We start from the raw sequence: 18,115 nt of genomic DNA on the forward strand, positions 1-18,115 counted from the left end.
TAAGACTGTGACAACACGACGAAATAACCTAGTTGACCATTCTATTAGCCAGCCACGTCATGAGATTTTAGCTGTGGCGGATGCTGTTGCGCGTGAAAAAGGAATTGAGCGGGACGAAGTTCTCTATGCCATGGAGCAGGCAATCCAAAAAGCCGCTCGTGCTAAATATGGTTTTGAAAAAGATGTGCGTGCTAAGGTAGATACCTCGACCGGAGATGTAACTATTTGGAAAGTTCTGACAGTTGTTGAGGAAGTTGAAAATCCTTTGACTCAAATTTCTTTGGCTCAAGCACAGTTGCATGATAAAAACCACAAGCTGGGTGACGAGATTATTGAACCTTTACCACCCATTGAGTTTGGCCGGGTAGCTGCGCAAAGTGCGCGTCAGGTCATTATTCAAAAAGTTCGGGATGCAGAACGCGCGCATCAGTATGCAGAATTTAAGGATCGTGCAGAACAAATTATTGGTGGTATTGTTAAGCGCGTTGAATTTGGGAACGTGGTTGTCGATTTAGGACGATCTGAGGGTATTTTGCGCCGGGAAGATTTAATTCAACGGGAAGTTTTCCGTAACGGTGATCGGATTCGAGCTTATGTTTCAGAAGTCCGTCCTGATGCCCGTGGGCCAATGGTTGCTTTATCGCGGACCCATCTCCAATTCATGGCTAAACTGTTTGAGTCAGAAGTTCCTGAAATTTATGATGGGGTAATTGAAATTAAGGCTGTCGCTCGTGATGCCGGTAGCCGTGCTAAGATTGCTGTTTACACCACAGATGCTTCTATTGATCCTGTCGGGTCCTGTGTGGGCTTACGGGGTGTGCGGGTTCAGGCGGTTGTAACCGAACTGCAAGGTGAGAAAATTGACATTGTGCCCTGGTCTGCAAATCCTGCAACCTTTGTGGTGAATGCCTTGGCTCCTGCTGAAGTTATCAAGGTTGTTTTGGACGAAGAAGCTCACCGTGTTGATGTGGTTGTGGCTGAAGATCAACTGAGTCTTGCTATTGGTCGTCGTGGTCAAAATGTCCGTTTAGCCAGCCAACTGACCGGCTGGAACATCGATATTATGACCGAAGAGCAAGAAGCAAAGTTGAGAACGGAAGAATACAACAGTCGTACTCAATTGTTTATGAATGCATTGGATGTGGACGAAGTTATTGCACAGCTTTTAGCGGCTGATGGATTCACAACAGTTGAAGAATTGTCATTTGCACCGTTAGAAGAATTAATGTCAATCGAGGGGTTTGATGAAGCGATTGCCCAAGAAATTCAATCCCGCGCTCTTAGCTTTGTTGAACAACGGGCTAAGGCATCTTTGGAAAAAGCCAAGGATTTGGGGGTCAGTGAAGATATCCTTGAGATTGACGGCATGACAGCAGAAATGTTATTGAAATTAGCAGAATATAAAATTAAAACATTGGATGATTTTGCTGATCTTTCAGGCGATGAATTTATTGAAATCGTTCAGGATGAGCAACTCACGATAGAACAGGCAAATGCCATGATTATGGCAGCTCGTGCCCATTGGTTTGACGAAAAACCAAAAGCATAAATAACGATTGGAAAAAAAATAATGACGGATCAAAAGCAAGGTGAAAAGAAAACTCTGACTCTGAATCTGAAACCAGACTCCAAAAAGTCTGGCGATTCTGATCAAGTGCGTCAAAGTTTCTCTCACGGGCGGACCAAGGCAGTTGCTGTTGAAGTTAAAAAGAAACGAACGACATCAGCCAGTGATGCTCGCCAAGCTCAAAACACCCTTAAAGCTGTCGCTTCTGGAAAGTTGACCGAAGGTGAGTTTGAAGCTCGTATGCGCGCTTTGCAGGAAGCCATCAAAAATCAAACGCAGGAAGCTGAGGAAAGAGCTCGTCGGGATGAAATTGAAGCAAAACGACGTCACGAAGAGCTGAAACTTCGTGAGGATAAAGAAGTGCTTCGTCGGCTTGAAGGCGAAAAGCGCGAGCGCGAAGAAGCGATAAAAAATAAGGAAGTAGCAAAAACAGAAGTTTTATCTGAACCTGCTGTTGCTGCTACGGCGTCGGTCTCTCAGCCTATTATTCCAATTGAACCTACGTTTGAAGAAACAGCTCGGCCGCTTGCAAAAGCGCAGCTGCGGACTCGAGCAGAAGAGGATGACGAGGAAGAAACAAATGCCCGTCGTTCCGCGCGTATTGCAGAGGTTGCGAAAAGGGCTGTTCCGATTAATCGTAAAGAAACGAATGAGGTCCCCCGTAAGCTTAACCGTAATGTTCTGTCTCGGGCTTTAAATGGCGAAGAAATTAACCGTGGTCGTTCGATGGCATCGCTTAAGCGAGCGCGTCAAAAACATAAAGGGCAAGGGGCCAATCAAGAGCAAGCTAAAGTTGTTCGTGAAGTTATTATCCCGGAATTCATCACTGTTGGTGAATTAGCCAACCGTATGGCGGTACGGGGCGCCGATGTTATCAAATCATTGATGAAACTGGGGATGATGGTTACCATCAATCAACCCATTGATGCTGACACCGCGGAACTGCTCTGTGCCGAGTTTGGTCATACACCCAAGCGTGTGGCTGACAGCGATGTGGAAATGGGAATTCGCGGTATCGATGATAGGCAAGAAGATATGATCTCCCGGGCTCCTGTGGTTACAATTATGGGCCACGTGGACCATGGTAAGACCTCCCTCTTGGATGCGCTGCGTAAAACCGATGTGGTTGCAGGGGAAGCCGGTGGAATTACGCAGCATATTGGTGCTTATCAGGTTACTCTCCCCTCAACCAAAAAAATCACCTTTATTGACACGCCTGGCCACGCCGCCTTTACGGAAATGCGGTCTCGGGGTGCCAATGTAACTGATATCGTTGTTTTGGTGGTGGCTGCCGATGATGGAATTATGGAACAAACTGTCGAAGCGATTAATCACGCTAAAGCAGCCGGTGTTCCAATCATTGTTGCAATTAACAAGATGGATAAACCAGAGGCCAATCCCGATCGTGTTCGAGGTGAACTTCTTAATCATGGGCTCGTTTGTGAAGAGTTTGGCGGCGACGTTATGTCCGTTGAGGTGTCCGCAAAACAAGGAACCAACCTTGATAAACTGGAAGAAGTTATCCTGTTGCAAGCCGAAGTTTTGGAACTTAAGGCCAATCCAAACCGTGATGCAGCTGGTGTAGTCGTTGAAGCCAAGGTTGACCGTGGTCGTGGGACGCTTGCAACTGTCTTGATTCAAAAAGGGACTCTCAAAGTTGGGGATATTTTTGTTGCCGGGACGGAATGGGGTCGGGTTCGTGCGCTTTTGAATGATTTGGGCAAAAAGCTTGATACTGCTGGACCCGCCTTACCCGTTGAAATCCAAGGATTTAATGGGGTGCCGACAGCGGGTAATGAATTTATCGTTGTCGAAGATGAAGCAAAGGCTCGTGAAATTTCTGAATATCGTCTTCACAAAGAAAAAGAAGCGAAGGCTGCAGCATCTGCCAAGTCCACTATGGAACAAATGATGACGCAAATCGCAGCTGGTAACATCAAAGAATTGTCCGTTGTGGTTAAGACCGATGTTCATGGATCTTTGGAAGCCATTGCCCAAAGCTTGGCTAAACTCTCCAACGAGGAAGTTGCTGTTCGCATGCTTCATGGGGGTGTTGGCGGAATCAATGAGAGCGATATTACGTTGGCACGTGCTTCCAATGCTTTGGTTGTGGGCTTTAACGTTCGTGCTAACCCACAAGCCCGTGATTTAGCGCGGCGTGATGGGGTCGATATTCGTTATTATTCAATTATTTATGATGTTATTGATGACGCTAAAGCTATTCTATCCGGTCTTTTGGCTCCGACCTTGCGTGAAAAATATTTGGGTAATGCGGAAATTCGCGAAGTCTTCAACATTACCAAAGTTGGTAAGGTTGCCGGCTGCTATGTTACCGATGGTATCGTTAAGCGGGGTGGAAAAGTTCGTCTATTGCGCGATAACGTGGTCATCCATGAAGGGACTCTCAAAACCTTGAAGCGCTTTAAAGAAGAAGTTCGCGAAGTTAAAGAATCTTATGAATGTGGTATGGCCTTTGAAAACTATAATGATATCCGCCCCGGCGACTTTATTGAATGTTTTGAAATTGAATCTATTGCTCGACAGCTATAAGAAAAAATATGAGAAGTAAGCCATCTGCAAAAGCACCGTCTCAACGGCAACAACGCGTTGCCGAAGAGATCCGTAATATTTTATCTGGGATTTTGCTGCGGGGGGAATTTTCCCGACGCACCCTTTCTCTGGTGAACATCACTATTACTCATGTTAGTGTTTCACCGGATTTAAGGAATGCAAAAATATACACCATCCCCCTGGGGGGAGGTGATATGACGGACACTCTTACTAATTTGAATGAAATGGCGGGTGAAATTCGTTTTGCTTTAGCAAAGCAATTAACAACAAAATATGTCCCAGCTCTCAGATTTTATAGCGATAACACGTTTGATGAGGCACGCCATATTGAAGATTTGTTAGATACAGCCATGAAGCGAGAGACCGCGCTCGGAGCAAAAGCCTCTGATGACGAAAAATAAACCTTGAAGACCGAACAGTATGGGCGTACTCTCCCTCATCCCCGGCAAGCACAGCGCAACCCGGAGACCATACCTTACTTTTCTGTACAGCATGATTTTATTACAGCTATATCCGTATAAATCTTTCCCTTACTAATAAGGCGCAGGTATGGATCCCAGGTCAAGCCTGGGATGAGTAAGTTTTTCTATAAATTCGAAGTTTGGGCTTGCCCTCCGGTTGCCCAGCAAAACGGTTCTCTTTACCGGCCTTTTTTCTCTCTCCCTTCGCGGCCGAAGAGCTGGGACCTCGATCTGACAAGCGATTGCTCATGCCGTATCGAGTTTCCAGGTCACCCCTTGGGTTACTCGGAACAAGGAGGTAGTTGGTAAGCTTCCTTATTGCCCCTTAATAAGGGCTAAAACATCACGACGAAGTTCGTGATTATCTCGAAAGACCCCTGTCATTCGTGTCGTAATCATGCTCACATCGGTTTTATGGACACCTCGACAGGTCATGCATTGATGGGAGGCCTCAATAGCCACAGCAACACCAAAGGGGTTTAATGTTGTATCAATTGCTTGAGCAATGTCAGCTGTTAATTTTTCCTGGATTTGTAATCTTTTTGCAAAGATATCGACGACCCGGGCGAGTTTGCTAATGCCAACCACCCGTTTATTCGGTAAATAAGCCACGTGCACATGACCGATAATCGGAGCCATATGGTGTTCACAATGGGATTCGAAGCGAATATTTTTTAAGAGAACAATTTCATCATAACCATTCACTTCTTCAAAAGTGCGTCGTAGATAGTCGGCTGGATCTTCAGTATAACCAACAAAATACTCTTCAAAAGCTCGAACAACCCGTTCAGGCGTTTGTTGGAGTCCTTCGCGATCAGGATTGTCGCCAGCCCAGCGAATAAGGGTGCGGATAGCATTTTCTGCTTCGAGGCGTGTCGGCTTTGTCATGGGCTTAATTCAAAATAATAGGTTGGTAAGGACTGTCTAAAGAAAAAGCTGGAACGTCGACACTAAACAGTTCACCATCTTGACGGGTCATATGATACCGGCCAACCATAATGCCTGATGGTGTTGTAAGCGGTGTGCCGCTTGTGTATTCATAGATTTCATCAGGTTGAATTGTTGGTTGTTCACCTACAACCCCAATGCCTTTAACGATTTGCGTTCGCCCAAAACTATCAGTAATTTCCCAATACCTATTTTTAAGTTGGACGGGGGAATCGCTTAAATTTTCAATGCGAACATGATAAGCCCATAGATAATGATTTTCATCTGGGGCCGATTGGCTTTCCAAATAAATTGGATACACTGTCACTCGGATTTTTTCCGATTCTTGGGTGTAGGATGGTGCGGTCTGTACCATTGTAGTCATGGATGATAAACCTCCTTTAGAAGAAGATAGTCTTGGTACGACAATTTTCTACTTCTATCATAGCTTATTGTACGGTAGAATGTCATAACAAATGTTTAAAAGCGTTGGAAAAAATGGCTGAAAAAGATAAATTTGATGAATTTCTTGATGAAGTCGAGCAGGATATTCGTCAGGCAAAGTTTAAACGTCTTTGGGATAAGTATGGTAAACTGACGAGTTCTGCCTTAACCGTTGTTTTGGTTGTCTTGGCTGGTTATTCTTTGTGGTCAAATTATCAGGCCCGTGAAATAGAACGTCAAGCAGATTATTACATCAAAGCTCAAACTTATTTGGAACAGGGAGATACCACCAAGGCCTTAGCATTGCTGAAAGAATTGAGCAGCGGTCATAAAACCTATGCAACCTTTGCAAAGTTTTCAGAGGCTTCAATTTTAGCGGCGCCCGGCGACAAGAAAGATATTGATAAAGCCTTGAGCCTCTATCAAGAAATTGCCGATGATTCACGCCTGGAATTGGTATGGAGAGATACGGCGACCTTGCAATTTATTAGCCTGAGTTTCGAAAAAGATCCAAAACAAGCTGAGGCTCTTTTGACAAAAATTGAGCCATTGTGTGCAGCGGGACGTCCCTTACAAGCGCTGGCTTTAGAGCAAAAAGGGGTTATCCTTTATCTCTTAGGGAAAAAAGCAGAAGCTGCTGAAGTTTTTGTTCAAATTGTTCAATTGTCGGGTGTGCCAGAAGGTGTAAAAATTCGAGCCCAAACGATGGCGCAACAAATTTCAAGCGAATCTTAATTTTATCCCAGAAAGCTTATGGTTTTTTTGCTCCAGGCTTTGCCTGGAGTTTTTTTATGGGGCCCCAGTTAATGCATTTCAGTTTGTAGATTCCCTCTCACGAAGAATCCATGATTTTCTTGGAAGGTGTAACTACCTATGATAATTTTATAGTAGATTTCTTATCTACGCGTCGCCTTTTGCCTTATAAAGGGACCAAAAAGATATCATCAATTTTAAGAATTAGGATTACCTATCGATGGAAAAAAAATTTGACCACGTTTTACCGTTTCAATTGGAAGAGTCAGCAATCCGCGGACGTCTCGTACGTTTGGATCAAGAAATGTGGAAGATTATTGAGCAACATAATTACCCAGCCGTGGTGAATAGCTATTTGGCACAAGCCACTGCTCTTTCTATTGCTCTGGTTAACTGTTTTAAATTTGATGGGTTATTTACGCTGCAGATTTCAGGGACTGGCCCCCTACGATTACTTGTGGTTGATATTCACAATCAAGAGGAGGTGCGAGCCTGTGCACGCTTTGATGAAGAAAAAATTAGTGAACTAACGCCTGAAGCGGCTAAAAACATTCAGCAAGTTTTTGGGCAAGGAACTATTGTTTTTACAATCGATCCGGAAGCAGGCGATGATCGGTATCAAGGGGTAGTGGAATTGATAGGAACGACTTTGTCTGAATCAACCCATCATTTTTTCCGTCAATCAGAACAGTTAGAAACCGGTGTTGTTTTAGCAAATGGAACTTCCCCCGAAACCCTTGCGGCTGCAGCGTTGATGATTCAACGGTTGCCCGTGCATCAAAATATCAGCCAAGAAGATAAAGAAACTTTGGATGATCAATGGATTCATGCCTTAAGTATTACAGGCAGTGTGACACGGCAAGAGTTGTTGGACCGTACGTTATCGAATGAAGATTTGTTGTATCGGCTATTTTGGGAAGGGGGTGTGCGGGTTTATGAGCCAAAGTCTGTTATCGCCCAATGCCGTTGCTCGCCGGAAAAAATTAAGGATATGCTGACCAGTTTTTCCAGCAAAGACCGTCATGAAATGGTTTTTGAAGATAAGATCACAGTGACGTGTGAATTTTGTGGTGTCGGTTATAAATTTAGCGAAGATGAGTTCGAGGGAGACAGAGCCTAGATCTTGCTCTTAATAAGGTGTTCAGCTGGCCTCAGAAACGTTGACACACAGGTGAAAAAGGCGAAGCGAGTATGGCTCGCTCTCTAGGCCAAAACCACACATTTCCCCACCAGTAGCCGGCAAGCTTTATTCGCCTTGATAGCGGGAATATCGGTTATTTGAGCGGAATATAAGGTTCGTTTGCCACGGCGAATTTTTTGCACCGCTGGTCGACCAAACCCTAGTTTTTTAACCGATGTCTTGGCTAGAGTGTGTGCTTTTTTTTCGCATGACAGGGTGGATAATTGTAAGGTGCGCACTTGAGCCGTCGTCGATTTAAGGGCAGTCTTTGGAGACGGTACACTCCAATTGGGTGGCAAAGTTCGGCTTGGCGGAACTTGTTTATTGTCATTTGAAAGAGACTCCGAAGATTCTTCTTTTTGCGTGATGACTGTCTCCATTAATGGTGTATCCATTTCCTCAGCGGAAACTTCGTGCAGTAAACTATCAATGTCTTTATTGGACAATGGTTGATTGGCAACAGTGGTGTCGATAGCTTCTTCTTCGTAAATGAGTTCGTTGAGCTGATCATTCTCATCCACCGATTCGATAATCTGACGATGGGCTCCTGCACGTGAAAAATAGGATTCAAGTAATTCTGTCACTCGGCGATCCCGCCAATGACGATTGGCGCCTCCCATTACCACTGTTATGAGGCGTCGCCTTTGATTATTTTTGTTTAATCGCACTGCAGAAGCAGCGAGATTAAAACCAGAGGCCCCAATATAGCCTGTTTTGATGCCATCCACACCCCGCACTTTCCCTAATAAATGATTATGATTGCGATGCTCTATCCCTTTATGGTTAAAGCTCCGCAAACTAAAGTATTTGTATTGGTTAGGGTAATCTCGGTATAAGGCCCGGGATAGAATAGCCATATCTTTTGCAGAAGTAACCTGCGAGGGATTGGGTAAGCCTGAGGCATTACGGAAGACAGTCTTTGCCATGCCAAGGCCACGGGCTTTTTGAGTCATTTTGCGGGCAAACGCTTCCTCACTGCCGCCGAGGAACTCAGCGACGACAACGGCTGCATCATTAGCTGATTTTGTAACCAATCCAAGGATTGCAGTTTTCAGAGAAATTGTTTCACCTGGCAGAAGTCCAAGCTTTGAAGGAGCTTGACGAGAGGCCTTGGCAGAGACAGGCATCCGTGTTTCAAGGGAAATACGTCCTTGCTTTAATGCCTCAAAGGCCATGTATAAAGTCATCATTTTAGTTAAAGAGGCAGGATGGCGAAGGCCCTCAGCTTCTTCATTATGGAGGACTTGCCCTGTATCTGCATCCATAACTATTGAAGAGTATTTAGGGGAATAGGGTTTTGGTTGGATGCGTTTGCGCAAGCGTGCCTCTGCATCGCTCATTAGAAATGTCCACGATAAGACAAAAATAAAAATTCTATGCCACATATGAACTCAGTCACCCTCGAGACAGACGAGTAGCCCTACCTTAAGCCACAACCCTTATGGTTAATAGTACCTGAAGTTTTATAGAAATGTGAGAGAAATATGCATAAATGGTAAGATCCCACCATATTAAGGGGGATCTTACCATAGGAAATAGAAGGGAACCGCCCCACTTCCTATAGATGAACGTTAAGTCAATAGCCTCTATCAAGCAATAAATATAGAGCCGACTATTTTGTTAATGAGGAACATCAAACTCAAAAGAATCAGCGATTTTTAAAGGCAGCTGGGCGTTTCTCTAAAAAGGCGGTCATCCCTTCTTTACGATCCTCAAGAGCGAATGTCGATTGGAAAAGACGACGTTCGCTCCGAATGCCGGCGACCAATGGTACTTCGGCCACATTATTGACAGCCTCTTTAATCATACGGACGACAGGGGCAGAAAATTTAGCTATTTTATGAGCCGTTGCCATGGTTTCTTTCATTAAATCAGCGCCCGCGAAAATACGGGTAACAAGTCCCATCGCTTCAGCTTCTTGGGCTGGTATCTTGCGGCCAGTCAGGCACAATTCCATAGCCTTTGACTTGCCAACAAGAGCCGTTAGGCGTTGGGTTCCTCCAGCGCCTGGCATGGTGCCGATGGTGATTTCTGGTTGCCCAAATTGAGCAGTCTCACTGGCATAAATAATATCACACATCATCGCCATTTCACATCCTCCCCCCAGAGCATAACCATTGATGGCGGCAATCACCGGTTTTTGACACCGTGATAAGCGTTCCCAGGGCTGGATAAAATCTTTTTCGGCAACTTCGGCAAAAGTTAGATTTTTCATTTCAGAAATATCGGCGCCAGCTGCAAAGGCTTGGCCAGCTCCTGTGATCACGATCACGCCGATACGGGTATCGTTTTCAGCCTGATCTAAGGCTGAATTTAATTGCATAATCAGTTTCTTACAAAGGGCATTTAAAGCATTGGGTCGGGTTAAAGTAATGATCATAACTCGATCATCAAAATCCACCCGGATCATTTCTTCCGCCTGGTTTGATTCATGGTGTTCTGCTGTGCTCATGATTGCCTCCTCTGACAACTAGGACAATAAAATGTGGATCGCCCACTTTGATTCATTCGTTTTATTGTGCCGCTACAAGAAGGCCTTTGGCAAGCCCCTGTCTCACGATCATATACAGAAAAGGTGTGCTGAAAATATCCAAGCTCCCCATTCACTTGCCGATAATCTTTTAAGGTTGACCCACCCGCTTTAATAGCCTTTTGCAAGATATCTCGGGCTGATTCTAACAAAATTTCCGCTTGCCTTTTTGTTAAGGTGGAGGCTTGTTCTTCGGGGTGAATTTTTGACTGCCATAACGCTTCACAAACATAAATATTACCAAGACCGACGACCAATCGTTGATCGAGCAGGGTGGTTTTAATGGGACGCTTTGCTTTAGAAAGGAGAGTATGAAATATTTCTGCCGTTAAATCGGGAGCTAACGGCTCTAAGCCTAAATTTTTGAGATGAATGGATTGATGGATAAAGGCTCGAGGCAGCAAATCCATATAGCCAAAGCGCCGCGGATCATTGTAAGCAATTCGCCGGCCATCCTGCAGATGAATAATCGCATGGTCATGTTTGCCGGGCGTATCTGTTCCAGCAAGCTCATGGATACGGCCAGACATACCTAAATGAATCAACCAGGTATGCCCTAAATCGGTGTGCATTAAAATATACTTTGCACGGCGTTCAACCTCGATGACTTTTGTTCCCTCTAAACGCTCATTCATCAGAGGCGGGAAGGGATAGCGTAGATCCAAACGGCGCAGTTCGACTGCGTCAATTTGATATCCTTGCAGCATTTGTTCTAAACCACGACAAACGGTTTCAACTTCGGGGAGTTCAGGCATGTAGTTTTACACAATAATTCAAGCACAAAATTTTTACAGGTGCCCCTTCTTCATCCAGGGATAGCTGAACCGATTCATCGCACACATCGACAATCCGAATACCCGCAGGAAGATGGGTCGGGGTAAATTGTTCACCGTTCAACCAAACGGTCCAGTCTTTTTGATCTTTAAATACGATGCCATCGAGACGCCATTCCCCCTTTTTTAGGAGGTTTTTGGTAACATCCTTTTTAAGAGGAACGGATCCCAACATCTTAAGTTCTGCCTCACTGATCATGGCAGGCTCAGATTCTGCCATAAGCGATCCGTTGGCCATTAGTATTAATACGGCTATTAGTTTATTTTGAAATCCACGCAAGCTTAAGTCGCCCTTCAATTAATTGAATATCTTGTCCCTCTTGTATCATAGATTCCTCGAGCGTCCTACTTCTGTGTAAGGAAAATTTCTCAATCTGCACCAGGGGAAACAATTCCTGGTTTAAGTAGTGAATAAAATCAATAAGTTCTGCATCCGTTTTTGTGCCCACCAGTAACGAAACATCATAAGACTTTAAGTGCCTAGAGACATGAGATTCTTCAATTTTAATTTGATCAGCTGTCATACCAAATTGCTGTAATAAGAATTGAAGAACAGTCTTGAGGCGTGTGCGACTTAAGGCTGTACTTTCTTTCAATCTAAGCCATGTTTTCATATCGCATTCTTGGGAAAGACGCCACTGCTGATGTAAGGGATATTGCGCTTGGAAGACGCGTAATTGGTCGGCGGTGGTGTTCAATATACTCGATAAAATCCAAGCACCCGATAGAACAAATGTACTGATTAACAGGCGGCGATCAAGCTGGCGTAAAAGATAGATGAAAGTCGACATTTCTTTCTTCTCCTTCCGTCAATTTTGATCCGGGTAAGTTTTGGTCAAGCCATTCTATCAGTTGATCTATTTCTGGAGCATAATCAGGGTGCATAATAAAAGAACAGCTCATTTTATTATTTTCATAGACAATTTGTGTTATCACAATTTTTTGACGCCAGATTGCAAGAAATTTCTGATAGGCAGTCCAATCTGGTAATTGCGCTGATGATGTCAGGTGGCAAAAGTCTTGATACAAAGATGCCTGTTCTTGTTGGTCTGGCGTCAAGACTGATTGCGTTTCAGAATTCTGAAGTTGCTTTAATCCGTGCCACCACTTAATACTACTGGCAGCCGCTCCCATCGCCAGAATTATGCATAAAATAGTCGCCCCCACATTGACTGCCAAATAAGTATGGTAGGCTTGGTGTTGGCGTTGTAATTGAGGCAATATTTTTTGCCGAGAGCTTATAAGATTTAAAAGTGTCGGTTGCTTCAAGCTTGTCTGAGACGGCGTAAAGATAATATCAAACCTTTTTAGATAATTTTGAATTTTGGAAGACGGCATCTTCGCAGAAACTTGAAAGGCAATGGTCTCATTTTTAAAAACTTGAATTTCTTTCATCCCCTTAAGAGTCAGAATTTCTCCCTGGGGATGTCCCCTGGCTAGATCGCATAGGTACGTGCTGGATAAAAGTTGATGAGGACTTTTTTCTAACCATAATAAAGTTTGCTGTTGAAAATCAGACCATTCAACTTTTTCTGCTTTTGCCCAGCTTAAATAAAGTAAGGGATTAAGATAAAGGGCGAATCGACGGGGAAGACAATTGACTTCAAGGGGAAAGGCCCCTTCTGAAGTCCAGTGACGCCAGCAGTCGATATCCAGAATAATCTTATCCATGGAATTGGCTCACTGATTCATATAAGGGTAGGAGGACAGCCAATACCACCCACACCATTACGACGCCCATTAGCATGACCAAGGCGGGTTGTAGTAAATCCAGACAATTACGAACTTTAGTTTGAAGCTGCGTTAATTCTGCCTCACAGGAAGATACCAAAAGCTCTCCTAGCTTTCCTGTTGCTTCTCCGATTGGAATCAGCCGGGCTGTTGGCGAACGGTTTGGCAGGATATCTTTTAAGGCAACCGAAAGAGAGTCTCCCGCCACCAATTGATGTTCTTTTTCTTGCAGTTGATTGCTCAGCCAAGAACAGCTTGGAGTTTGCGCTGCATGGTAGAGACCCGTTAGCATATCAATTTTTGCTGTTATCATCACCCCAAGTGCATGGAGAAAGTGGATCATTTGCATTTGATACAAAAGCTCTCCTACTTTTGGGATGCCATAGCGCCATGGCTTTAATTGACGATAGTGGCGGATCTTTCTCCATATCATAGCGAACAAACAAACACTGATTCCGCCAACTAGAATTTCTAAAGGGTACTGCCCAATGAAGACCAGAATTTGGGTGGCCACGGGGACTTTCTGAACCCCAAGAATCTGCAGCTGATCCAGTAAGCCGGGCAAAACAAAGACAATAATAATCGTCATTAATACCGCCAGTAAGATCATTAAAATTGCTGGATAACGGATAGATTGTTGGATCAATTGGCGCCATGATCGTTTCCAGATCAAATGTTGAGTAATGAGGGAAAAGGCATGCGCATAATCGCCTGTTTTCTCAGCCAGTTTAACCATTTGGGCGTTAAAGGGAGTGCCAATCCCTTCATAGTGGATCAAACAGACTGACAACACTTGGCCAGCAATTAAGTCCGATTGAATCTGGTCAATAATGCTCTGTAAATGCTTAGAGTCTGTCGTCCCCTTGATGATATCAAAAGATTGATACAAAGGAATGCTTGATTGGGCTAAATGCCCCAGTGTTTGCCAGAAGGTAATTTGTTGAGATAACGAAATCTTACGCTGCATTGGCGGCTCTTGGTTCGACAGGCCCAAAAACTCGATCGACCTCATGTCTGTTTGTCTGGTGACCTATCAGATCGCGGGCATACCGGACCATACGCTCATTTGTTTCTGTTAAGTATTGAGTTTCTAAATCATCGCCTTGGGTAAAAATTTCTGCCACAACATGACGGCCTCGATACCCTGTCTCAAAGCAGGACTGGCAGCCCTTGCCCGAACATTCTACGCAACTGCGTCGAATAAGGCGCTGGGCCATGGCACCTTTCAAAACGCCTGATAGATATCCCGTTGGAACACCTAAATCTTCAAGTCGGCGTGGGATTAGTCTGACATCGCTCACGTGAAGGGTGGTCAAAACGAGATGACCTGTCATCGCGGCCCGAACGGCTGTCATCGCTGTTTCGGCGTCACGGATTTCTGAAACATAAATCACGTCGGGATCATGGCGTAAGATGGATCGTAACGCTTTAGCAAAATCAGTTACCTCTTCTTGAATTTCGGTTTGGCGTACACCTTCTAATCGATATTCAATGGGTTGTTCGACGGTCATAATATTGCGCCCTGCTGGGATAATTTCTTGCAGCATAGAATAGAGAGTTGTGGTTTTGCCTGATCCTGTGGGGCCTGTGATAATAAATAAGCCCTCTGAGCTTCGAGCGATATTTTTAAGCTTGGCAACTTGATGGGTTAGTAGCCCCAGCTGATCTAATCCTGTTTGCACGGAGCGGGGATCGAGTAAGCGAATGACAATGCTTTCTCCATCTTTGGTTGGCATGGTTGAGAGACGGCAATCAATAGGATCGCTGCCTTGATAAAAACGGAAGGATCCATCTTGGGGGCGGCGAGCTTCGGCGAGGTCCAGGTGGCCTAAAACTTTAATATGGGCACAGAGCGCCTGCCATTGGTCCCGGTGTAAAGTCTGTAGCGGCACAAGCAGTCCATCGAGTCGCAGTAAGACTTGGCAATGATGTAAGGCTGGTAAGAAGTGCACGTCACTGGCCCTCGCTTCTAAAGCCCGCGAAATCAGTTGCCGCAAAAGGTCAGGGGCGTAGTCTTGAGATGACGATGCTAGCGGTTGGCTGTGACTTAACTGTTCCATAGTGCGCGGATCGGCTAAATAAAGAATAGGATTCTGATCTGGATAGGCCAAAGCCAGGGAATGCTGAATGAATAGATCATGGGGGTCGGCCACAACAATATGCAGGCCGTCGTCTGAGGGCGCTTTAATTTCGACCCAGCCCTGGGGATGACAAAAATAATCAGTACAAACCGATAAGTCGATGAAAGGAAAACCCATAAATTCTGCCAACAGCGGATAGAAGTCTTCGCGTTTAGCAAAACCGAAAGCTAATAAAATCTCGCCCAAGAACCGCCTTGATCGTCGTTGTTCCCGCAGAGCTGTGTCAAGCTGGTCTTGTCGAATTAACCGCCGTTCAATCAAAAATTTCCCAAGTTGCTGTGCCATGACAATAAAAAATTAATTAACTTGTGGGATGTTTCTAGCACAAATATTATGGACAACAAAGCAAGTTCTGAGAATTACATGGATAACCCCCTTCTTCCCTGGGTGAGAGAGGCAAGGGAGGAAAATGAACCTTGAAGGAGAAGGGCATTTCCAGCTTAATCCTGAAAATGTATAGGGACGGCTAAGCTGTTAGAATGTGGAGATCATCGAACGTTGGTTTAGAAAGTTGACTCTCTAAGTATATAGGAAAGGCTTTTACATTCTTGGCGATCTTACCCTTTCCTCGCCTTGGGGTAAAATTGGAGATTTCTAGAAAACTCTTAAGTTATTGTAATCATAAAATAAAAATTTAATTTATCCTTATGGAGATTTTTTCAAATAGCTTTCTTATTTAAGACATTTTAAAGAGGATTTTTTATTGTATCACTCAGAGAAATAAAGTATAAACTGACCATAGTATAGGTTGTATTTTAGGTATACTCTGTGGCAGATCGTCCACCAAAACTTTATGCGTCCGATAAAACGCGCGCCAAATCTTCTAAGCCAAAAAAGCAAAAAAATTCTTTTTCATGGCTTAAGTTTTTTATGCCTAAAATTAGCCTTGGTTGGTTGCTGGGAAAAAAGAAAAAATCAGCCGGTCAAAAAACTGACAAAAAGTCGAAAAAAAAATCTTCAGGTAAGACCACGATTCGTTGGATGCTCTTTAAGCTGTTCCTAACCTTAGGTGTTTGGATCATGTGTTTTGGCATGCTCACTGTTATGTGGTTTAGTTATGACTTACCGGATACCGATCAGTTAATGGTGAGTTCGCGCAAGCCCGGTGTGACGATTCAGGCCCGCGATGGAACTGTTATTGGAACCTATGGTGATCTATTCGAAGAAATGGTCAAGTTGAATGAGTTGCCGGCCCATGTGCCTCAAGCCTTAATGTCAATTGAAGATCGTCGGTTCTATAGCCATTTTGGGGTGGATGTGATCGGTCTTGTGCGGGCGGCCTATACCAATTATAAGGCTGGCCGTGTAGTCCAAGGGGGATCCACCGTTACGCAACAGCTTGCTAAGAATTTCTTACAAAACCAGGGTAAATACTCTATTCATGACAAATCATTGCGTCGGAAAATTCAAGAAGTGATTTTGGCCGTCTGGTTAGAGATGAAGTTCACCAAAGAACAAATTATGACGATGTATCTTAACCGAGTTTACTTTGGGGCTGGAACCTTTGGAATTGAAGCAGCTTCTCAGAAATATTATCACAAGCCGGCAAAGTATCTCACGGTTTATGAGGCCGCTGTTATTGCTGGTTTATTAAAGGCGCCATCCCGCTATTCGCCAACAAGCAATCCAACCCGCTCGCATGAACGAGCTATGGTTGTGCTGACCCAAATGCACGAGGCAGGCTATATTCGATCGATTGATCAAGTGTTACAACAAAAACATGATGAGATTGATGAAGATCGAATTGATATTAAGAGTGGTAATTTCTTTGGTGATTGGGTTTATGATCAAATTCCAAATTTAATCGGATCCTATGATGAAGATCTGGTGGTGGTGACGACCTTGGATCCCTTCATGCAAAATCAAGCTGAAATTGCTACCCAAGCAAAGATGGAGGAACTGGGGAAAAAATATAAAACCAGCGAGATTTCTCTGGTGGCCATGACTCCAAATGGGGCGGTTCGCGCTATGATCGGCGGAACCCATTATGGCAAGAGCCAATATAACCGTGCCACTCAAGCTCTCCGCCAACCGGGGTCTTCCTTTAAACCCTTTGTGTATTTGGCTGGCCTGGAAAGTGGCATGACGCCTTACACGATGATTTCGGATGAACCCTTTAGTTTAGGTGGATGGAGCCCAAAAAACTTTAGAACCTATCATGCGGTGGGTGAAATTTCGATGGCGGATGCTTTGAAAAAATCTGTCAATACGGTGACCACCCGCATTGCAGCCCATGTCGGTGGGCCTAAAATTGCTTCTGTTGCAAGGCGGCTTGGTATTACGAGTGAAATAATCACAGATTTAAGTATTTGTTTGGGAACCACAGAAGTTACTTTGTTGGAATTGGTTTCAGCTTATGCAAGCTTTGCCAATAAAGGAAACTTTGTTTCCTCTTACGGTATTCTCGAGATTCGTAACAAAAAGGGTGATATCTTGTATCAGCATCAAGATCCTGATCCCATTCAAGTTATTAAACTCCACTATCTCAATCAGATGAATCAAATGATGATAGCTGTTATTGAAGGTGGGACGGGAAGGGGTGCAAAAACAGGCTTCCCGACGGCGGGGAAAACAGGCAGTAATGCCGATAAGGATGCTTGGTTCATTGGATTTACCACCAATCTTGTGGTGGGCGTATGGACAGGGAATGATAACAATGCGCCGATGATTAAAAACTCTACGGGGGGCCGTATTCCAGCGCAAACCTTTGCCTTGTTTATGAAACCCGTGCTGACAGCCAATCCACCGGTGGGATCACTGTTAATTTCTGAAGGGCAAGCGGCAGGTTCACTATCATCCGAAGCCGATGACGATGGCATTATTCAGGAAAGCAAAGTTGAAATAACGCCGACAATGAATGATCCGATCGATTCAGCCAGCTTTGATAAAATGATGGAAGAAGCGGCTTCAGAATAAGATCCTTGTAGCCAGACCGTATGGTTAGGGCTATACTTGATTTATCAGATCACTTCTCATC

16 protein-coding genes are annotated in these 18,115 nt (G+C 44.4%); 6 read left to right on the plus strand and 10 right to left on the minus strand.

Annotated elements, in window-relative coordinates; all coding sequences use genetic code 11:
- The first annotated feature begins 7 nt into the window (after positions 1 to 7).
- From nusA to rbfA, 3 genes are read left to right on the plus strand one after another with little or no spacing between them, the layout of a single operon-like run.
- Positions 8 to 1,549, plus strand: coding sequence for a transcription termination factor NusA (nusA, locus tag ID47_RS10775; RefSeq protein WP_038466469.1), 1,542 nt, complete (start codon positions 8 to 10; stop codon positions 1,547 to 1,549).
- 21 nt (positions 1,550 to 1,570) lie between these two features.
- Positions 1,571 to 4,117, plus strand: coding sequence for a translation initiation factor IF-2 (infB, locus tag ID47_RS10780; RefSeq protein ID WP_038466472.1), 2,547 nt, complete (start codon positions 1,571 to 1,573; stop codon positions 4,115 to 4,117).
- An 8-nt stretch (positions 4,118 to 4,125) separates the two neighbouring features.
- Positions 4,126 to 4,539: a 30S ribosome-binding factor RbfA gene (gene rbfA / locus ID47_RS10785; protein ID WP_038466477.1), complete on the plus strand. Its 414-nt coding sequence runs from the start codon at positions 4,126 to 4,128 to the stop codon at positions 4,537 to 4,539.
- Positions 4,540 to 4,914: 375 nt separating this feature from the next.
- Here rbfA and folE read toward each other — a convergent pair whose 3' ends face one another.
- A complete protein-coding gene (gene folE, locus ID47_RS10790) occupies positions 4,915 to 5,487 on the minus strand; it encodes a GTP cyclohydrolase I FolE (RefSeq protein ID WP_038466480.1) in 573 nt (190 codons plus the stop codon).
- A gap of 4 nt (positions 5,488 to 5,491) precedes the next feature.
- The gene (gene apaG, locus ID47_RS10795; RefSeq protein WP_084676021.1) at positions 5,492 to 5,911 is read right to left on the minus strand and encodes a Co2+/Mg2+ efflux protein ApaG; all 420 of its coding nucleotides are present in this window, start codon (positions 5,909 to 5,911) and stop codon (positions 5,492 to 5,494) included.
- Positions 5,912 to 5,943: 32 nt separating this feature from the next.
- Here apaG and ID47_RS10800 point away from each other — a divergent pair, with 32 nt between their 5' ends.
- Positions 5,944 to 6,705 carry a tetratricopeptide repeat protein gene (locus tag ID47_RS10800; protein WP_156956746.1) on the plus strand — a complete coding sequence of 254 codons (762 nt, stop codon included), beginning with the start codon at positions 5,944 to 5,946 and terminating at the stop codon, positions 6,703 to 6,705.
- A gap of 238 nt (positions 6,706 to 6,943) precedes the next feature.
- Entirely contained in the window at positions 6,944 to 7,843 is a 900-nt protein-coding gene (gene hslO / locus ID47_RS10805; RefSeq protein ID WP_038466485.1) for an Hsp33 family molecular chaperone HslO, read from the plus strand.
- An 83-nt stretch (positions 7,844 to 7,926) separates the two neighbouring features.
- Here hslO and ID47_RS10810 read toward each other — a convergent pair whose 3' ends face one another.
- The 8 genes from ID47_RS10810 to ID47_RS10845 all read right to left on the minus strand — a co-directional run bounded on the left by ID47_RS10810 (position 7,927) and on the right by ID47_RS10845 (position 15,423).
- On the minus strand, positions 7,927 to 9,288 hold the full coding sequence (locus tag ID47_RS10810) for a D-alanyl-D-alanine carboxypeptidase family protein (RefSeq protein WP_084676022.1): 1,362 nt from the start codon (positions 9,286 to 9,288) through the stop codon (positions 7,927 to 7,929).
- Positions 9,289 to 9,551: 263 nt separating this feature from the next.
- Positions 9,552 to 10,355 (minus strand): enoyl-CoA hydratase-related protein, encoded by an 804-nt coding sequence (locus ID47_RS10815; RefSeq protein ID WP_038466488.1) that lies wholly within the window; start codon positions 10,353 to 10,355, stop codon positions 9,552 to 9,554.
- Positions 10,352 to 11,188 carry a bifunctional DNA-formamidopyrimidine glycosylase/DNA-(apurinic or apyrimidinic site) lyase gene (mutM, locus tag ID47_RS10820; RefSeq protein WP_038466491.1) on the minus strand — a complete coding sequence of 279 codons (837 nt, stop codon included), beginning with the start codon at positions 11,186 to 11,188 and terminating at the stop codon, positions 10,352 to 10,354. Before mutM ends, ID47_RS10815 begins: the two co-directional genes overlap by 4 nt.
- The gene (locus ID47_RS10825) at positions 11,181 to 11,504 is read right to left on the minus strand and encodes a hypothetical protein (RefSeq protein WP_232223236.1); all 324 of its coding nucleotides are present in this window, start codon (positions 11,502 to 11,504) and stop codon (positions 11,181 to 11,183) included. Before ID47_RS10825 ends, mutM begins: the two co-directional genes overlap by 8 nt.
- Before the next feature lie 22 nt (positions 11,505 to 11,526).
- Entirely contained in the window at positions 11,527 to 12,057 is a 531-nt protein-coding gene (locus tag ID47_RS10830) for a hypothetical protein (RefSeq protein WP_038466497.1), read from the minus strand.
- Entirely contained in the window at positions 12,023 to 12,937 is a 915-nt protein-coding gene (locus tag ID47_RS10835; protein WP_038466500.1) for a hypothetical protein, read from the minus strand. The genes ID47_RS10830 and ID47_RS10835 overlap by 35 nt, the downstream gene beginning before the upstream one ends.
- A complete protein-coding gene (locus tag ID47_RS10840; RefSeq protein ID WP_038466503.1) occupies positions 12,930 to 13,964 on the minus strand; it encodes a type II secretion system F family protein in 1,035 nt (344 codons plus the stop codon). Before ID47_RS10840 ends, ID47_RS10835 begins: the two co-directional genes overlap by 8 nt.
- Positions 13,954 to 15,423, minus strand: coding sequence for a GspE/PulE family protein (locus ID47_RS10845; RefSeq protein ID WP_051908853.1), 1,470 nt, complete (start codon positions 15,421 to 15,423; stop codon positions 13,954 to 13,956). The genes ID47_RS10840 and ID47_RS10845 overlap by 11 nt, the downstream gene beginning before the upstream one ends.
- 483 nt (positions 15,424 to 15,906) lie before the next feature.
- Here ID47_RS10845 and ID47_RS10850 point away from each other — a divergent pair, with 483 nt between their 5' ends.
- The gene (locus ID47_RS10850; protein WP_051908854.1) at positions 15,907 to 18,054 is read left to right on the plus strand and encodes a transglycosylase domain-containing protein; all 2,148 of its coding nucleotides are present in this window, start codon (positions 15,907 to 15,909) and stop codon (positions 18,052 to 18,054) included.
- Positions 18,055 to 18,115 lie beyond the last annotated feature (61 nt).

The organism is Candidatus Paracaedibacter acanthamoebae, assembly GCF_000742835.1.
Classification (GTDB): Bacteria; Pseudomonadota; Alphaproteobacteria; order Paracaedibacterales; family Paracaedibacteraceae; genus Paracaedibacter; species Paracaedibacter acanthamoebae.

Bases quoted from the DNA above. Each gene is read 5' to 3' on its own strand.
- ID47_RS10825 (WP_232223236.1), bottom strand. From the start codon at position 11,504: ATGGCCAACGGATCGCTTATGGCAGAATCTGAGCCTGCCATGATCAGT.
- ID47_RS10835 (WP_038466500.1), bottom strand. From the start codon at position 12,937: ATGGATAAGATTATTCTGGATATCGACTGCTGGCGTCACTGGACTTCA.
- mutM (WP_038466491.1), bottom strand. From the start codon at position 11,188: ATGCCTGAACTCCCCGAAGTTGAAACCGTTTGTCGTGGTTTAGAACAA.
- ID47_RS10840 (WP_038466503.1), bottom strand. From the start codon at position 13,964: ATGCAGCGTAAGATTTCGTTATCTCAACAAATTACCTTCTGGCAAACA.
- hslO (WP_038466485.1), top strand. From the start codon at position 6,944: ATGGAAAAAAAATTTGACCACGTTTTACCGTTTCAATTGGAAGAGTCA.
- ID47_RS10845 (WP_051908853.1), bottom strand. From the start codon at position 15,423: ATGGCACAGCAACTTGGGAAATTTTTGATTGAACGGCGGTTAATTCGA.
- ID47_RS10810 (WP_084676022.1), bottom strand. From the start codon at position 9,288: ATGTGGCATAGAATTTTTATTTTTGTCTTATCGTGGACATTTCTAATG.
- rbfA (WP_038466477.1), top strand. From the start codon at position 4,126: ATGAGAAGTAAGCCATCTGCAAAAGCACCGTCTCAACGGCAACAACGC.
- infB (WP_038466472.1), top strand. From the start codon at position 1,571: ATGACGGATCAAAAGCAAGGTGAAAAGAAAACTCTGACTCTGAATCTG.
- apaG (WP_084676021.1), bottom strand. From the start codon at position 5,911: ATGACTACAATGGTACAGACCGCACCATCCTACACCCAAGAATCGGAA.
- ID47_RS10815 (WP_038466488.1), bottom strand. From the start codon at position 10,355: ATGAGCACAGCAGAACACCATGAATCAAACCAGGCGGAAGAAATGATC.
- folE (WP_038466480.1), bottom strand. From the start codon at position 5,487: ATGACAAAGCCGACACGCCTCGAAGCAGAAAATGCTATCCGCACCCTT.
- ID47_RS10830 (WP_038466497.1), bottom strand. From the start codon at position 12,057: ATGTCGACTTTCATCTATCTTTTACGCCAGCTTGATCGCCGCCTGTTA.